The sequence below is a fragment of the Qipengyuania xiapuensis genome, from assembly GCF_019711395.1.
Classification (GTDB): Bacteria; Pseudomonadota; Alphaproteobacteria; order Sphingomonadales; family Sphingomonadaceae; genus Qipengyuania; species Qipengyuania xiapuensis.
In genome coordinates this window covers 141,529-156,760 of record NZ_JAIGNL010000002.1, presented here as the reverse complement: position 1 = coordinate 156,760, position 15,232 = coordinate 141,529, and the positions used below count along the sequence as shown (strand labels likewise).

The following is a 15,232-nucleotide window of genomic DNA, read 5'->3' as shown; positions in this document are numbered from 1 at the left end:
GCGAAACCTCTAGGCACAAGGACATAGAAAGCAAGCAGAGGGTGACATGAGGCTGTGAAAGCCTATGTAGGCGCCAACCGAATTACAGGAGACACTTCAATGGCCGACAAGCTGACCTTCACCCTCGATACCGGCGATGGCGAGAACAAGGACGTAGTCATCAAGCTGCGCCCCGACCTTGCCCCGGGCCATGTCGAGCGCATCACCACGCTTGCCGGCGAAGGCTTCTACGACGGCGTCGTCTTCCACCGCGTGATCCCCGGCTTCATGGCGCAGGGTGGCGATCCGACCGGCACCGGCATGGGCGGCAGCGACAAGCCCGACCTCAAGGCCGAATTCAACAGTGAGCCGCACACCCGCGGCACCTGCTCGATGGCCCGCACCCAGGTGCCCGACAGCGCCAACAGCCAATTCTTCATCTGCTTCGACGACGCCGAATTCCTCGACGGCCAGTACACCGTCTGGGGCCAGGTCGAGAGCGGCATGGAACACGTCGACGCGCTGCCCAAGGGTGAGCCGCCGGCAAACCCGGGCAAGATCGTGAAGGCGACTGTTTCGTAAGCCTCGCGAACATAGACTGAAGGAAGGGCGGCCAAGTGCCGCCCTTCTCATTGTAGGAACCCACCGTTTTCGCTATGTGCGCCCGCCTGTCATGAAACCGACCAATTCCCCCAAGACCTACAGGGTCAAGAGCTTCGGCTGCCAGATGAACGTCTATGACGGCGAGCGCATGGCCGAGATGCTGGGCCAGCAGGGCATCGTGCCTGCGCCCGAGGGCGAGGATGCCGACCTCGTCGTGCTCAATACCTGCCACATCCGCGAGAAGGCGGCGGAGAAGGTCTATTCGGACATCGGCCGCATCTCCAAGGCGGGCGCGGAAGCGGGCAAGACGCCGCTGATCGCAGTCGCGGGCTGCGTCGCGCAGGCCGAGGGCGAGGAGATCATGAAGCGCTCTCCTGCGGTCAGCATGGTCGTCGGTCCGCAGGCCTATCACCGACTGCCCGAAATGCTCGACAAGGCGGTGAAGGGCGAGCGGGCGACCGACACCGACATGCCCGCCATCGCCAAATTCGCCGCATTGCCCGAACGCCGCCGCACTAATCCGGCGAGCTTCCTCACCGTGCAGGAAGGCTGCGACAAGTTCTGCACCTATTGCGTTGTGCCCTATACGCGCGGCGCGGAAATCAGTCGTCCTTACAGCGACTTGGTCACCGAAGCGAAGAAACTGGTCGATGCGGGCGCGAAAGAAATCACGCTGCTCGGGCAGAATGTCTCGGCATGGTCGGGCGAGGACGAGAAGGGCCACACGGTAGGCCTCGCAGGCTTGATCCGCGACCTTGCGAAGGTCGATGGCCTCGCACGCATCCGCTACACCACCAGCCACCCCGCCGACATGGACGACGATCTGATTGCCGCGCATGGCGAGATCGACAAGCTCATGCCCTTCCTCCACCTGCCGGTGCAGGCGGGCAGTGACCGTGTCCTCAAGGCCATGAACCGCAGCCACACGGCTGAGAGCTATCTCAAGCTGCTCGACCGCTTCCGTGCTGCGCGGCCCGACCTTGCGCTGTCGGGCGACTTCATCGTCGGCTTCCCCGGCGAAACTGACGCCGAGTTCGAGGAGACACTCGCGCTGGTCGACGAGGTGAAATACGCGCAGGCATTCAGCTTCAAGTATTCGCCGCGCCCCGGTACGCCCGCCGCCACGATGGACGGTCAGGTGGCGAAGGAAGTGATGGATGAGCGCCTCCGGCGCCTCCAGGCCGCGCTCAACCGCGACCAGCTGGCTTTCAACGAGGCAAGCGTCGGACGGACATGCGAAGTCCTCGTGGAGCGCAAGGGCAAGCATCCGGGTCAGTGGCTCGGCAAGTCGCCCTGGTTGCAGAGCGTATGGTTCGAAGGCGATGCCGCGATCGGCGACCTGGTGCAGGCCGAACTGGTCGAGGCAGGCCCCAACTCGCTGGCCGGCAAGCTGCGCGAGACTGTCGCGGCCTGATCAGCCTTCCGGGGCGACCTCGGGCTCGAGGTCGATGAATTCCGGCATCTCGGCAATCAAGACCTCACCCGTCGTCTCGGTCATCTCCGCCGGAGCGACCGTGGGATTGGACGGATAGGCCTCTCCGTCGAACTTCATCAGCGCATTGCCCGACGCACCGCCTCCGCCGGAGATGGCCACGGTAATGTCCTTCCAGCCGTTGGTGCCGCTCTCCAATACGGTCACCGGAGTGCGCGACACGCTGATGTCGCCGACCTTGCGCCACATCGGCCCGGCCGGTGTGAGAACCAGCGTCGGGCACCCGCCCGTACCGCAGAAATAGGGAGCGGCGAGATATACGATCGCCTCGTCAGCGCCATCTCCGTCAAGATCGCTCCATGCCAGCGCGTAGCGCATGCTTCCGGCCTCCGGATACTCCTGCAGCAGGAAGTGCCGGATGTCGTCTTCGCGCGTCGGCGTCGACACTTCAGCCGCTTCGGTCTCGGGAGCATCGACCTCAGGTGCTTCGGCGGTCTCGTTGCCCGACGAACAAGCGGCAAGGGCTACGAAGGAAGCGGCGGCGAGGGCAACACGAAACATCTGCATTCTCCCGGTACTGCGAGTCGGAGCGGGAGTGTGAGCGCGCCTCAAACGCATGACAAGCCGGTTACTTTCCACCGTCACGACAGCGCCCGACTTGCACCTGCCGACCGGAGGCGTAGATTCCGACTCGCAGATACGCGAAAGGAGCAAATGGCTCGCAAACCAGCACGGCAGGCCGACCCGGTCCTGACCAAACCGCCAGCACCGCAGCGCGAAGTGCGCCGCGCCCAGATCGACCTCGAATTCGAGAACCAGAGCCTCCTCGGCGCGCTTTTCGGACAGTTCGATGCCAATCTAGTGCAGGTCGAAAACCGGCTGGGAGTGTTCATCTCCGCCCGCGGCAACGCGATCCATATCGAAGGCCCTGAAGACAGCGTCGCCCGCGCACGCGATGTTCTGAACGAAATGTACGACCGCCTCGCCATGGGGCAGGATCTCGACCAGGGCGCGATCGAATCTCTGATCGCGATGTCGAACGAGCCGACTCTCGACGGCATCATGGACGGCAAGCCCGAAGGCCCGCCGATCATGATCCGCACGCGCCGGAAGACCATCGTTCCGCGCAGCGCCATGCAGGCGACCTACATGCGTAGCCTCGTGCGCGACGACATCATCTTCGCGCTGGGCCCGGCAGGTACCGGAAAGACCTACCTCGCCGTGGCGCAGGCGGTGAGCCAGCTGATTAACGGCAGCGTCCAGCGCCTGATCCTCTCCCGACCGGCGGTGGAGGCGGGCGAGAAGCTCGGCTTCCTTCCCGGCGACATGAAAGACAAGGTCGATCCTTACCTGCGCCCGCTCTATGACGCGCTCTATGACTGCATGCCGCCCGAACAGGTCGAGCGGCGTCTGGCATCGGGTGAGATCGAGATCGCGCCCATCGCCTTCATGCGCGGCCGCACGCTGGCCGACGCCTTCGTCATCCTAGACGAGGCGCAGAACACCACGCGCGAGCAGATGAAGATGTTCCTCACCCGCTTCGGCCAGAACAGCCGCATGGTCATCTGCGGCGACCCGCGTCAGGTCGACATTCCCGGTGGTGACGGCATGAGCGGCCTTGCCGATGCGGTCGGGAAGCTGGAAGGCGTCGAGGGTTTCGGCACCATCCGCTTCACTGCCGCGGACGTCGTGCGCCACCCGATCGTCGGGCGTATCGTGGAGGCCTACGAGGGGCCTGCAGCTTGAGTGATTTGAAGGTTGTGAAGGTCGTTGACAGTCCTGACGACTCCGAGTGTGTCCGGATCCTTCAACGGAAGGATGGACGTTTCACTTTTCATCTCAACAGGCGGACGGTTGAGGGTGAGTGGGGCGACGGCTTGGACCTCGGAATATACGACTCTGCGTTGACCGCTGAAACAGAAGCGCGCCAGAGAATTGCTTGGATGCGTGAAAGCTTCAACTGATGGACCTCGATATCGAAATCGATGGATGGCCTGATGCCGAGGACTGGGAGTTCCTTTCGCAAAAGGCCCATGAGGCTATCGCGCTGGTCGAGCCTGCGCTTGCACACCCGCGCCTGACGACCAGCGTATTGTTCACGTCGGACGAGCAGGTGCACGAACTCAACAAGGAATGGCGCGGCAAGGACAAGCCGACCAATGTGCTTTCATTCCCCATGCTCGAGCGTGAGGACCTGCTAGAACTGGGCGAGGACGGGCCACCCGAAATGCTGGGCGATATCGCGCTCGCATTCGGGACCTGTGAGCGCGAGGCGGGCGAGAAAGGCATCAGCCTTGCGGATCACACGACGCACCTTCTCGTTCACGGATTCCTGCATCTTGCAGGCCATGACCACGTCGATTCAGACGAGCAGGCAGCGGCGATGGAAAAACTCGAGATCGAAGCGCTTGCAAAACTGGGTATCGCGGACCCATATGGGGATCGCGACAAATAGGAGTACGCAACCGGCCCATGGCCAATTCTTCACCCCCCGCCGGAGACGCGGAGAGTAGCAGCGGGCTTTGGCCCGCAATCCGCAAATTGTTCGACCCCGAAAGCGGCGAGCGCTCACTGCGCGCGCAGCTGGAAGAAGCTATCGACGAGCACGAGGGCGAGAACGGCAGCGAAGACACCGAGGACACCGCCAAGGGCGATCTTTCGGGCGTCGAGCGTCAGATGCTCCGCAACCTCCTGCACTTCAGCGAGCACGATGCCGACGATGTCGCCGTGCCGCGCGGCGAAATCATCGCGGTCAATGCCGATGCCAGCTGGGACGAGGTTGTCGCGACCTTTTCCGAGCATGGCCATTCGCGCATGCCGGTCTATCGCGGCCAGCTCGACGATGTGATCGGCATGATCCACATCAAGGACATCTTCCCGTTCCTCGCGGAAAAGAAGACGCCGCCGCCCGACTGGACGGTGCTGATGCGACAGCCGCTCTACGTGCCGCAAACGCGCAACGCGCTCGATGTGCTGGCGGATATGCGTTCGCACCGGATGCACCTCGCGATCGTGCTCGACGAATTCTCCGGCACCGATGGCATCATCACCATCGAGGACCTGGTGGAAGAGATCGTCGGGGAGATCGAGGACGAGCACGACGACGCGCCCGAGGAATGGATCGCTTCGATCGGTGAAGGCATGTGGGACTGCGACGCCCGCGCCGAGCTGGACGATGTCGCCGAACGCATCGACCCGCGCCTCGCGGAGGTCGAGGAATCGGTCGACACGCTGGGCGGTCTTGCCTTCGTGCTGGCCGAACAGGTCCCGCCGGTAGGAGCGGTCGTGGAACATCCGAGCGGCTGGCGGATAGAAATCACCGATGGTGATGAAACTCATGTTACGCGGCTTCGGCTGCACGAGCCCAAATCGGCAGACGGCGAAGGCTGATCACTTGCGTGGAATTGCACAAACTTTCCGAATGCCACTCGACAGTGCGCGTCCGGGGCAATAGGCGGATTTCGAAATGGCAGTCCGTCGCCTACCTCCGCTCCGCGCCCTAGAAGCCTTTGTCCGCACCGTGCGCCTGGGCTCGGCGCGCGCTGCAGCGGACGAACTCGGTCTCAGCCCCTCGGCACTGTCCCGCCGCATCGGCAATCTCGAAGATTTCGTCGGCAAGAAGCTCTTCACGCGCGCGCGCCAGGCAATGTCGCTGACCGACGATGGCCATGCATTCTACGAGGCGGTCAATCCGCAGCTCGAGGCGCTGGCGAGGGCGGTGGAGAGCCAGTCGGAAAACCTTTCCGTCCTGCGCCTCCATCTCGGCGTCCTCCCGCTCTTCGGAAGCCAGCGCCTGTTCCCGCGCCTTGCCGAGCTGCGTGCACGCCATCCGCTGCTCCATATCGATATCGATACCGGCCCGCATCTCGAGGATCGCGTGGGCGATACCCTCGATGCGGCGATCATCCTGTCGCGCGGTCCTGCGAGCGGGCTCCACGCGGTCCGGCTCGATTTCAACATGGTGCACGCGATCGCGAGCAAGGAACTGGCCGCGAAGCTGGGCGACAAGCCCGACCAGGAGGTTCTCGCCAAGCAGACCTTCCTGATCCACAACGAGCTGCCTGAGAGCTTCCGCGCGTGGAAGGACGAGCTCGATATGCACGATCTCGAGCCGACAGCGATCGACCAGTACGATTCCGGCCAGCTCATGCTGGAAGCCGCAGCGCAAGGCCTCGGTATCGCGATCATGCATGACGACCACCTCAAGCGCGCAGCGGATTCGCGCCTTACCGATCTCTTCGGTGTCGAGGTGGAGAGCCCCTACAGCTACTGGTTCGTGTGCAAGCCGACAGCGCTGGAAGAACGCCCGGTGCGGCTCTTCCACGACTGGCTGGTCAACGCCGGACTCTAGTCGTAGCCGATCCCTTCGGGCGGCTTGTACCTCACTGCATCGACAACGTGCTGGTAGTCGCGCAGCGGCTTACCGAGGTTCGCCACGAGCCGTTCCTCGATCTCTTCCCGCGCCTTGGCTGCAATCGCCTTGCGCCCGTGGTGGTCCTCGGGACTGAAGGGCTCGAGATAATGGATCCGCAGCCTGAACGTGCCCGAGCGCGCCATGACGCGCATCGCATTGTGCAGCCCGCTTTCCTCGCCGACCCATGCGATCTCTTCCGAGTGCACGCCGTAATCGACGACGGCCGGCTGGACGAGGACACCGGGTGGTGGCGGCTCGAGCACCGAGATCATCGATGACTTGAACGGCAGCAGCGAATGACCGTCCGTCACCGTCCCTTCGGGAAAGACCGTGACCGACCAGTTGTCCTGCAGGGCATCCTTCAGCGCGTTTATCTGCTCGGCAACACCCATGCGGTGCTCGCGCTTGACGAAGACGGTGCGATTGAGGCGGCAGAGCCAGCCGATGACCGGCACCTGGCTCAATTCCCACTTGGCGACGAAGGCCGTACCGCTCGCTCCCGCCATCGCGAGGATGTCGAACCATGAGACATGATTGGCGATGAAGAAGACGTCGCGCTTCAACGGTGTTCCGACGACTTCGACCTTGGCTCCGGCAACTCGCGCCGTGTAGCGCAGGAACAGCATCGGGAAGGGCGAGCCGTAGGCAAAGATGCGGTAGATGTAATGGAGCGGCACGAAAACCATCAGCAACGCGATGATGCCGATGGTCCGCAGGATGAAGCGAATCCAGCCGAAGATGGTCAGCGGAACGTTCTCGCCGCGCGCGGCGGCCAGTCGCTTCTCGGTATAGCGGGCTAGCTTGCGCTCAGCTTTCGCGGTCGAGCCGGACGCCATAAAGTTCCATGCGGTGGTCGACGAGGCGATAGCCCAGCTTTTCGGCAATCTGCTTCTGCAGCGCCTCGAGCTCGGGGTCGACGAATTCGACGACCTTGCCGGTTTCGACGTCGATCAGGTGATCGTGATGCGCTTCGGGCGCCGCTTCGTAGCGCGCACGGCCGTCGCCGAAGTCGTGCCGGTCAAGGATGCCGGCCTCTTCGAACAAGCGCACGGTACGATAGACCGTGGCGATCGAAATGCCCGGGTCGATCTTGTTGGCGCGTTCGTGAAGCATTTCGACATCGGGGTGGTCATCGCTTTCGGACAGCACTTTCGCGATGACGCGACGCTGTTCGGTGATGCGCAAGCCCTTGTCGGCGCAGAGTTGCTCGAGATCGATACGCTGGTGCAATTCGACTTCCTGAATGAATAACGCCCCGCACCCTTATCGGGCCGGGGCGTCTATCTCAAGGCGAACCGAAAGGCTTTATGCAGCCTTCTTGCGACCGCGCTTCTGTCCGGGCTTGCGGCCGAGGCCGATCTTCTTGGCCAGGTCGCGGCGCGTATCGGCGTAATCGGGTGCGACCATCGGGTAATCGGCGGCAAGATCCCAGCGCTGGCGATACTCGTCAGGTGTCATGTCGTGTTCGGTCGACAGGTGGCGCTTGAGCATCTTCATCTTCTTGCCGCAGTCGAGGCAAATGATGTGATCCTTCTTGACCGAAGCGCGGACCGAAACTGCCGGATCAGGGCGGATTTCTTCGGCTGCACCGCCGGTTCCGAGGCCCGAAAGTGCCGAATACACGTTCGAAATAAGGGCAGGAACATCATCAACTGCCACGCTGTTATTCGATACGTGTGCTGCGACGATATCCGAGGTTAGCGTAATCAACGTTTCCGACATGTCGACTTCAAATTCATCCATCTGCATACTCCCCATCTATAGTGGCCGTATGCTTCGTTTTTACCGCTGTCTACTGGAAATTGTAAAAATCCGCCATCATTGTCGCGTGCTTACAACTTGAGGCGGAAATACAGCCTGTCAGGGCAGCGATTTGGCGAATGTGAGCGCGTCGATCGGGGTCCCGAGGACGGTGCGATAGTATTCGTGCCGAATACCGATCTGCTCGAATCCAGCATTGCGGTAGAAATTCTCCGCCGGATTGTTCGCCCGCATTTCAAGAAACACTTTGGCCGCATCGCGTTCAGCGGCGCTGGCAATGAAACGCTCGAGGAGCTTGCGGCCGAGCCCGCGTCCACGGAAGTCGGGACGGATGGCAATAAGCAGGAGTTCGATTTCATCTGCCGCCTGCCGGGCAAGAACAAAGCCGACCGCGGATTCGCCATCACTGCAGGGACCGCCGTCCTCATTGGCGAGCAACATGTATGTCGACGGGGTCAGGAGCGAATCTTCGACTTGCCGGCGCGTCCAAGCTTCGCGGAAGTGGGGGTCGAAAGCCTCCTCCATCACCTCCATCAGCTTGTCGAGATCGGTCATCGGCCGGGCGCCTTCGCGTCGGGTGCGCGGCCATAGATCGGAGAAAGGTCCGTGAGCAGCAATTGCTCGGGGACCAAGAGAGCGAAGCGCGCATCGGGCAGGAGGCTGATGCTTTCGACCTCTCGGCCAGCTTCCTCGGCGAATGCATCAGCGCGGTTGCCTGCAACTGCAGGTGACCGGATCACGCCAACGGCTTCGGCCGGGACAAGCGAAGCGAGCTCTGTGGCAGGCAACCCACCTTCATCGAATTCCTGGACGAACCACTCGCCGTGGCCGCCGTTCATGCAAATGCCGAGAGGGCCGGGCTTTTTCTGGCGAGCGGTCGCAGCGACCAGCGCCAGCGTGGGAAAGCCCCGGACCTCGGCGCCCCAGGCGAGGCCCAGCGCGCGTGCTGCCGCCAGCCCGATCCTGACGCCGGTAAAGCTTCCCGGGCCAAGCGAGACACGGATGTGATCGGCGCGGCCCTTACCAGGCAGTTCGCCGATCATCGGGACGAGCCTCTCGGCATGGCCACGGCCAAGCTCGACATGGCGCGCATCGACGAGCGCGCCGTCTTCGAAGAGGGCAACGGAACAGGCCTCGGTGGCCGTTTCTATCGCGAGTGTTCGCATGGTCCGCGCCCTGCCTCAGCCGGGCGCGGCCTGCAAGTCAGACGATCGAATTGAACTTGTCGAAATCGGGCCGCGGGCTACGGTCGAAGATCGTCGTCTTGTCGCCGTAGCCGATCGCGCAGACCCAGTCGGCACGGTGCCGCGGGCTGTCGGCGAAGAAATGATCGGTGATCTTGTCGAGGTCGACGCCCGACATCGGGCCGCAATCAAGACCGATCGAGCGGGCTGCGAGCATGAGGTAGGCGCCCTGCAGCGCTGAATTGCGCGCCGCGCCTTCCTTGCGACCTTCCTCGTCACCCTCGAACCAGCTCTTCGCGTCGGTGTGCGGGAAGAGCCACGGGAGCTCTTCATGGAAGTCGATATCGTAGCCGATGATCACGACCACGGGAGCAGTCTTTATCTTCTCCTGATTGCCCTCGGATGCCATCTCGGCAAGCTTGTCACGCGATTCCTGCGACTTGCACCAGACGAAGCGACCGGGCTGCATGTTGGCCGAGGTCGGGCCCATTTTCAGCAGCTCGTGGATCTGGTGGATCTGCTCGTCGCTGACTTCCTTGTCATGCCAGCCATTGTAGCTGCGCGCCTCGCGGAAAATCTGATCGAGAGCGTCTGCCGAGAGCGTGTTGTCGTGGAACTGCTTGGTCATGGAAATCCTTGGTTCTGGCGCAGACGAAAATCAGGCTGCGCGGACTTCAACGACCTCGGGCACGTAATGTTTCAGCAGCCCCTCGATGCCGTGCTTGAGCGTGGCGGTGGAGGAGGGGCAGCCCGAGCAGGCGCCCTGCATCTGGAGGTAGACGATGCCGTCCTTGAAGCCGCGGTACTGGATATCGCCGCCATCGCCCGCGACGGCGGGGCGCACGCGCGTTTCCAGCAATTCGTTGATCTGGGCGACGATGTCGGCATCTTCCTCGCGCTCTTCAACGAGCAGTTCCTCGTCTTCGGGCGGGACGGCAATGCCGCCGGCGCTGCCGGGAGCGAAGAGCGGGGCCTCGGAAACGAAGTGATCGAGCAGGATCGAAAGCACCTGCGGCTTGAGATCGCTCCAGCTGACGCCGGGTGCAGCGGTCACCGTCACGAAGTCGCCGCCGAAGAACACGTTCACGACCTCGCCGGTGTCGAAAATGGCCTGCGCGAGCGGGCTCGCCTCGGCAGCTTCGGGCGATGCGAATTCGCGCGTTCCCTGTCCCATCACCGGGCGGCCCGGCAAGAACTTGAGGCTGGCGGGGTTCGGGGTCGTTTCGGTCTCGATGAACATGGCCGCGATGTAGGAGCGGGGCCCTTGGAGGACAAGCCATTCTTGGCCCGCAGCGGCGAAGCATCTCTTTCATTCACTGGCGCTTCACTTGGGGCTCGCCTATATGCCTGTCATGACCGACTTTTCGCGCGCCGCACGGCGTCTCGCGCTCTTCCTTCCCGCACTGCTGCTCGTCCCGCAGACGCTGCCGGCGCAGGACTATCCGGCACCCGCAAGCGTGCAGGCCGAGGACGAAGTTCCTTGGATCTACGAGAACAGCGATGTTCCGCGCGACGAGGAATGGGTCTTCGGCAAGCTCGACAATGGCCTGCGTTACGGCGTGCGCGAGAACGGCGTGCCGCCCGGACAGGTCTCGATCCGTGTTCGTATCGATGCTGGATCGCTCCACGAAGAAGATAGCGAGCTGGGCTTTGCCCATTTGCTCGAACACCTGCTGTTCCGTGAAAGCCAGTACCTCGGGCCGGCGGAAGCCATTCCGCGCTGGCAGAAGCTGGGCGCGACCTTCGGCAGCGACACCAATGCCGAGACGAGCCCGACCCACACCGTCTACAAGCTCGACCTGCCGAATGTGGACCCTGCGAAGTTCGAGGAAAGCATGATGCTGATCTCGGGCATGGTCCGTGGCCCCGTGCTGAGCGATGCCAATGTGCGCGCCGAAGTCCCCATCGTGCTCGCCGAGAAGCGTGAGCGTGGTGGCGTTTCAGAGCGTGTTTCGGAGGCAAACCTCCAGACCCTGTTCGCCGGCCAGCGCATGGCAGAACGCATCACCATCGGCACCGAGGACACGCTGCGCGCAGCCAATGGCACGTCGGTCGAAGCCTTTTACGATCGCTGGTATCGCCCGGAAAACACCGTGATCTCGGTGGTCGGCGATCTCGACCCCAACTTGCTGGCCGCGATGGTCGAGAAGTACTTCGACGGCTGGGAAGGCAAGGGCCCGTCAGTGGACGCGCCCGATTTCGGCGATCCGGTGGCGCCTCAGGGGGCCGATCCGGCGAACCCGGTAGGCGATGTGGCTGTCATCGTCGAGCCGACGCTGCCGCGCAGCTTCACCTATGGATATTTCCGTCCCTGGCGGCAGGTGAACGACACGATCATCTACAATGAAGGTCGCCTTGAAGAGCAGCTGGCTCTGCTGCTGATCAACCGTCGTCTCGAAGCGCGGGCGCGCGCTGGCGGAAGCTACCTCTATGCACAGGCGAGCGAAGACAAGTTCAGCCGGTCCACCCATGCAACGCTGGTGCAGTTCGCACCGCTCACCGACGACTGGCAGGCTGCGCTTGCTGACGTGCGAGCCGTCATCGCCGATGCACTCGCCAATCCTCCCACGCGTGAGGAAATGGAGCGCGAGCTCGACGAAATGGAAGTCGGCTACGCCAATTACGTCGAACAGCGTTCGGTGCTTCCGGCTGCGAACTTTGCCGACGATCTCGTCAATGCGGTCGACATCCGCGAGGCGATTGCCGCGCCCGAGACCTTCCTGATGGTCTTCAACTCGATGCGCGACAAAGCGACGCCAGAATCAGTTCTTGAGACCACGCGAGACTTGTTCAGCGGTCCGGTGATCCGCGCGACCTATGTGACGCCAAACGCGGCCGACGGTGACGAGAACGTCCTGCGCACGGCGCTGCTCGAGCGGGTCGATGCAGCAGCAAACGCTCGCCTCGCAGCGCAGACGATCTCGTTCGACGACCTGCCGGCAATCGGCGAGCCGGGCCAGATCGTCAGTCGCGGCCCGCACGGGATCGGCGATGTCGAGCGCATCGTTTTCGACAATGGCGTTACCGCGCTGCTTCAGGCCAACAGCTTCGAGCCGGGCCGCACGCTGGTGAAAGTTCGCTTCGGGGCTGGCTATCTCGCCTTCGATCCCGAAGACGCGGCCTATATCCAGCTCGGCCAGTCCTCGATGTTCTCGACCGGGCTTGGCGAACTGGGACAGGAAGAGCTCGACCGCATCCGCACTGGGCGCAAGCTCGGCCTCGATTTTGCGATCGGTGATGGCACTTTCAGCTTCTCGGCCCAGACCCGGCGCCAGGATCTTGCCGACCAGCTCTATCTCTTCGCTGCCAAGCTCGGCATGCCGCGCTGGGATGCCAATCCGGTGCTGCGCTCCAAGGCAGCTGCCCAGCTCGCCTACGAAAGCTATGCGGCAACGCCGGGCGGTGTCCTGTCGCGCGACCTCAACTACTTCCTCTACGACGAGCTCGAAGTCTTCCGTACCGCGACGCCGGACATGCTCGCTGCGGCGGACATCGAGGGTTACCGCGAGGTCTGGGAACCGATCCTTGAGCAAGGCCCGGTCGAGGTCCTGATCTTCGGTGACTACGACAAGGAACAGGCCGTCGAAGTGCTCAGCAAGACGTTCGGCGCATTGCCCGACCGCAAGCCGATCCCTGCCGAAGTCGCTGCGCGTGCCTATGAACTGGGCGATGCGGGCGAGACCGTGGTGCGCTTCCACAAGGGAGAGGCGAACCAGGCTGCCGCAGTGATCGCTTGGCCTGCCGGTGCCGGGCGCGGCGGCATCCGCGAATCGCGCCAGCTGGCGATCCTTACCGAGGTGATTAGCAACCGCCTGCTCGATTCCATGCGCGAGCGCTCTGGTGCAAGCTACTCTCCATCGGTCCGTCTCGACTGGCCGACCGACGTTGAAAGCGGCGGCTCGATCGTCGGACTTGCCCAGCTCCAGCCCAAAGATGTGCCGGTGTTCTTCGCAGAAGCCGACCGCATCGCGCGCGAACTGGCCGAGACGCCGCCTACTGCGGAGGAGCTGGCCCGCGCTGCAGAGCCGCTGCGCAATTATTACGAGCGTCTTTCGAGCGGGAATTACTTCTTCATGACCGAGCTCGAGGGTTCGACCACCGATCCGCGCCGGATGCGCGCGCTTCGCGGGTTCCTGCAGGATTACGTCAATCCTTCGCCCGAGCGCATGCTCGAGCTTGCGCAGCGCTATCTTGCCGACGGCGCTTGGCGCATGGCGGTGCTGCCGGAGGGTCAGGAACTCGCTACCCGTGTGCCTTCGGGGGCAGCGCAAAGCGGTCGCTAGGAGCGATCACGGCAATCGGGCTTTTGTGCTGGCCAAGTTTATGCTGCTTGCGCGAAAAGCCTGTGTGGGCTTGGCATGAGCCTCGTAAGCAATACCGAATTTAGTACCGGATGGATGGATAATGGCACGCGAATGGGCACCCGATAGCTGGCAGGATTTCGAAGCGAAGCACCTGCCGCGCTATGAAAGCGCCGAGGCCCTCAACGAGGCGACGCAGGCGCTTGCCAGCCATCCGCCGCTCGTTTTCGCAGGCGAGGCGCGTGCGCTGAAGGCCGATCTCGCGGAAGTTGCGGCCGGCAAGGCCTTCCTGCTCCAGGGCGGCGATTGCGCGGAGAGCTTTGCCGAATTCCATCCGAACAACATCCGCGACACTTTCCGCGTGCTGCTTCAGATGGCGGTCGTCATGACCTTTGCCAGTAAGCAGCCGGTGGTGAAGGTGGGCCGCATGGCAGGCCAGTTTGCCAAGCCGCGCAGCTCCGACACGGAAACGCAGGGCGATGTGACGCTGCCGAGCTACTTCGGTGATAACGTCAACGGCATCGAGTTCGACGCCGCGACGCGTACCAACGACCCACAGCGCATGGTTCGCGCCTATTTCCAGGCCTCGGCCACGCTGAACCTGCTGCGCGCCTTCGCAGGCGGCGGATACGCAAACCTTCGCCAGGTTCACCAGTGGACGCTCGACTTCATGGGCCGCAGCCCCTGGGCGGAAAAGTTCGCCGAGACCGCCGATCGCATCGGCGAGTCGCTGGACTTCATGGAAGCCTGCGGGATCGACCCGGCGACCGTGCCGCAGTTGCAGGGCACCAGCTTTTACACCAGCCACGAGGCGCTGCTGCTCCCCTACGAGCAGGCGCTGACCCGCCGCGACAGCCTGACCGGCGACTGGTACGACACCAGCGCGCACATGGTCTGGATCGGAGACCGCACCCGCTTTGAAGGCAGCGCGCATGTCGAATTCGCGCGCGGCATTGGCAATCCGCTGGGCATGAAATGCGGACCCAGCCTCGAGACCGACGCGCTGCTCAAGCTGCTCGACACGCTGAATCCTGCCCGCGAGCCGGGTCGGATCACGCTCATCAGTCGCTTCGGCCACGACAAGGTCGAAGACGGCCTGCCGCGCCTTGTTCGCGCGGTGAAGGCGGAAGGGCATCCGGTCGTGTGGAGCTGCGATCCGATGCATGGCAACGTCATCAAGTCGGACAGCGGCTACAAGACACGGCCGTTCGACCGCATCCTCAGCGAGGTGAAGGGCTTCTTCGCCGTGCACCGCGCCGAGGGCACCCATCCGGGCGGCATCCACATCGAGATGACCGGACAGGACGTGACCGAATGCGTCGGCGGTGCCGTGGCGATTACCGACGAAGCGCTCAAGGACCGCTATCACACGCATTGCGACCCGCGCCTCAATGCGGCGCAATCGCTCGAACTGGCGTTCCTGATCGCAGAGACCCTCAACGCCGAGCATTCGCAGGCGCAGGCGAACGCCGCCTAGGTGCAAGCGCCTAGGTGGGCGTAGAGCCTTCCTTCGACCATTTCTGCGCAATCCTCCTGATGAGCAGGAGGCCATTGTGCA

Annotated in this window: 16 protein-coding genes; 8 read left to right on the top strand and 8 right to left on the bottom strand. The window is 63.1% G+C overall.

Annotated features, from left to right (window positions below; all coding sequences use genetic code 11):
* Nucleotides 1–99 precede the first annotated feature (99 nt).
* Entirely contained in the window at nucleotides 100–561 is a 462-nt protein-coding gene (locus tag K3163_RS10030; protein ID WP_221428035.1) for a peptidylprolyl isomerase, read from the top strand.
* Between the two features lie 91 nt (nucleotides 562–652).
* The gene (gene miaB, locus K3163_RS10025; RefSeq protein ID WP_221554122.1) at nucleotides 653–1,996 is read left to right on the top strand and encodes a tRNA (N6-isopentenyl adenosine(37)-C2)-methylthiotransferase MiaB; all 1,344 of its coding nucleotides are present in this window, start codon (nucleotides 653–655) and stop codon (nucleotides 1,994–1,996) included.
* Here miaB and K3163_RS10020 read toward each other — a convergent pair whose 3' ends face one another.
* On the bottom strand, nucleotides 1,997–2,575 hold the full coding sequence (locus K3163_RS10020) for a hypothetical protein (RefSeq protein ID WP_221554121.1): 579 nt from the start codon (nucleotides 2,573–2,575) through the stop codon (nucleotides 1,997–1,999).
* Nucleotides 2,576–2,728: 153 nt separating this feature from the next.
* On the opposite strand from K3163_RS10020, the gene K3163_RS10015 reads away from it, so the two are divergent.
* The 4 genes from K3163_RS10015 (at nucleotide 2,729) to K3163_RS10000 (ending at nucleotide 6,365) form a co-directional block, all read left to right on the top strand.
* Nucleotides 2,729–3,760 carry a PhoH family protein gene (locus K3163_RS10015; RefSeq protein ID WP_221554120.1) on the top strand — a complete coding sequence of 344 codons (1,032 nt, stop codon included), beginning with the start codon at nucleotides 2,729–2,731 and terminating at the stop codon, nucleotides 3,758–3,760.
* A gap of 217 nt (nucleotides 3,761–3,977) precedes the next feature.
* Entirely contained in the window at nucleotides 3,978–4,469 is a 492-nt protein-coding gene (gene ybeY, locus K3163_RS10010; RefSeq protein WP_221554119.1) for an rRNA maturation RNase YbeY, read from the top strand.
* A gap of 17 nt (nucleotides 4,470–4,486) precedes the next feature.
* Complete coding sequence (locus K3163_RS10005; RefSeq protein WP_221554118.1) at nucleotides 4,487–5,404, top strand: hemolysin family protein; 918 nt, start codon at nucleotides 4,487–4,489, stop codon at nucleotides 5,402–5,404.
* Nucleotides 5,405–5,480: 76 nt separating this feature from the next.
* Nucleotides 5,481–6,365, top strand: coding sequence for a LysR substrate-binding domain-containing protein (locus tag K3163_RS10000; protein ID WP_221428041.1), 885 nt, complete (start codon nucleotides 5,481–5,483; stop codon nucleotides 6,363–6,365).
* Here K3163_RS10000 and K3163_RS09995 read toward each other — a convergent pair.
* From K3163_RS09995 to K3163_RS09965, 7 genes are all read right to left on the bottom strand, one after another.
* Nucleotides 6,362–7,264 (bottom strand): lysophospholipid acyltransferase family protein, encoded by a 903-nt coding sequence (locus K3163_RS09995; protein WP_221554117.1) that lies wholly within the window; start codon nucleotides 7,262–7,264, stop codon nucleotides 6,362–6,364. The two genes, K3163_RS10000 and K3163_RS09995, sit on opposite strands and share 4 nt — an antisense overlap.
* Nucleotides 7,236–7,658 carry a Fur family transcriptional regulator gene (locus K3163_RS09990; protein ID WP_221428043.1) on the bottom strand — a complete coding sequence of 141 codons (423 nt, stop codon included), beginning with the start codon at nucleotides 7,656–7,658 and terminating at the stop codon, nucleotides 7,236–7,238. The genes K3163_RS09995 and K3163_RS09990 overlap by 29 nt, the downstream gene beginning before the upstream one ends.
* Nucleotides 7,659–7,733: 75 nt before the next feature.
* A complete protein-coding gene (locus tag K3163_RS09985; protein WP_221428044.1) occupies nucleotides 7,734–8,171 on the bottom strand; it encodes a Ros/MucR family transcriptional regulator in 438 nt (145 codons plus the stop codon).
* Nucleotides 8,172–8,288: 117 nt separating this feature from the next.
* Nucleotides 8,289–8,744 carry a ribosomal protein S18-alanine N-acetyltransferase gene (gene rimI, locus K3163_RS09980; protein WP_247712650.1) on the bottom strand — a complete coding sequence of 152 codons (456 nt, stop codon included), beginning with the start codon at nucleotides 8,742–8,744 and terminating at the stop codon, nucleotides 8,289–8,291.
* Entirely contained in the window at nucleotides 8,741–9,355 is a 615-nt protein-coding gene (gene tsaB / locus K3163_RS09975) for a tRNA (adenosine(37)-N6)-threonylcarbamoyltransferase complex dimerization subunit type 1 TsaB (protein ID WP_221554116.1), read from the bottom strand. Before tsaB ends, rimI begins: the two co-directional genes overlap by 4 nt.
* 37 nt (nucleotides 9,356–9,392) lie before the next feature.
* The gene (locus K3163_RS09970) at nucleotides 9,393–10,001 is read right to left on the bottom strand and encodes a malonic semialdehyde reductase (protein WP_221428046.1); all 609 of its coding nucleotides are present in this window, start codon (nucleotides 9,999–10,001) and stop codon (nucleotides 9,393–9,395) included.
* A gap of 30 nt (nucleotides 10,002–10,031) precedes the next feature.
* Complete coding sequence (locus K3163_RS09965) at nucleotides 10,032–10,613, bottom strand: NifU family protein (RefSeq protein ID WP_221428047.1); 582 nt, start codon at nucleotides 10,611–10,613, stop codon at nucleotides 10,032–10,034.
* A 112-nt stretch (nucleotides 10,614–10,725) separates the two neighbouring features.
* Between K3163_RS09965 and K3163_RS09960 the strand changes: the two genes are divergently transcribed.
* Both K3163_RS09960 and K3163_RS09955 read left to right on the top strand, forming a co-directional pair.
* Complete coding sequence (locus tag K3163_RS09960) at nucleotides 10,726–13,656, top strand: M16 family metallopeptidase (RefSeq protein ID WP_221554115.1); 2,931 nt, start codon at nucleotides 10,726–10,728, stop codon at nucleotides 13,654–13,656.
* 121 nt (nucleotides 13,657–13,777) lie between these two features.
* The gene (locus K3163_RS09955; RefSeq protein WP_221554114.1) at nucleotides 13,778–15,151 is read left to right on the top strand and encodes a class II 3-deoxy-7-phosphoheptulonate synthase; all 1,374 of its coding nucleotides are present in this window, start codon (nucleotides 13,778–13,780) and stop codon (nucleotides 15,149–15,151) included.
* Nucleotides 15,152–15,232: the final 81 nt, after the last annotated feature.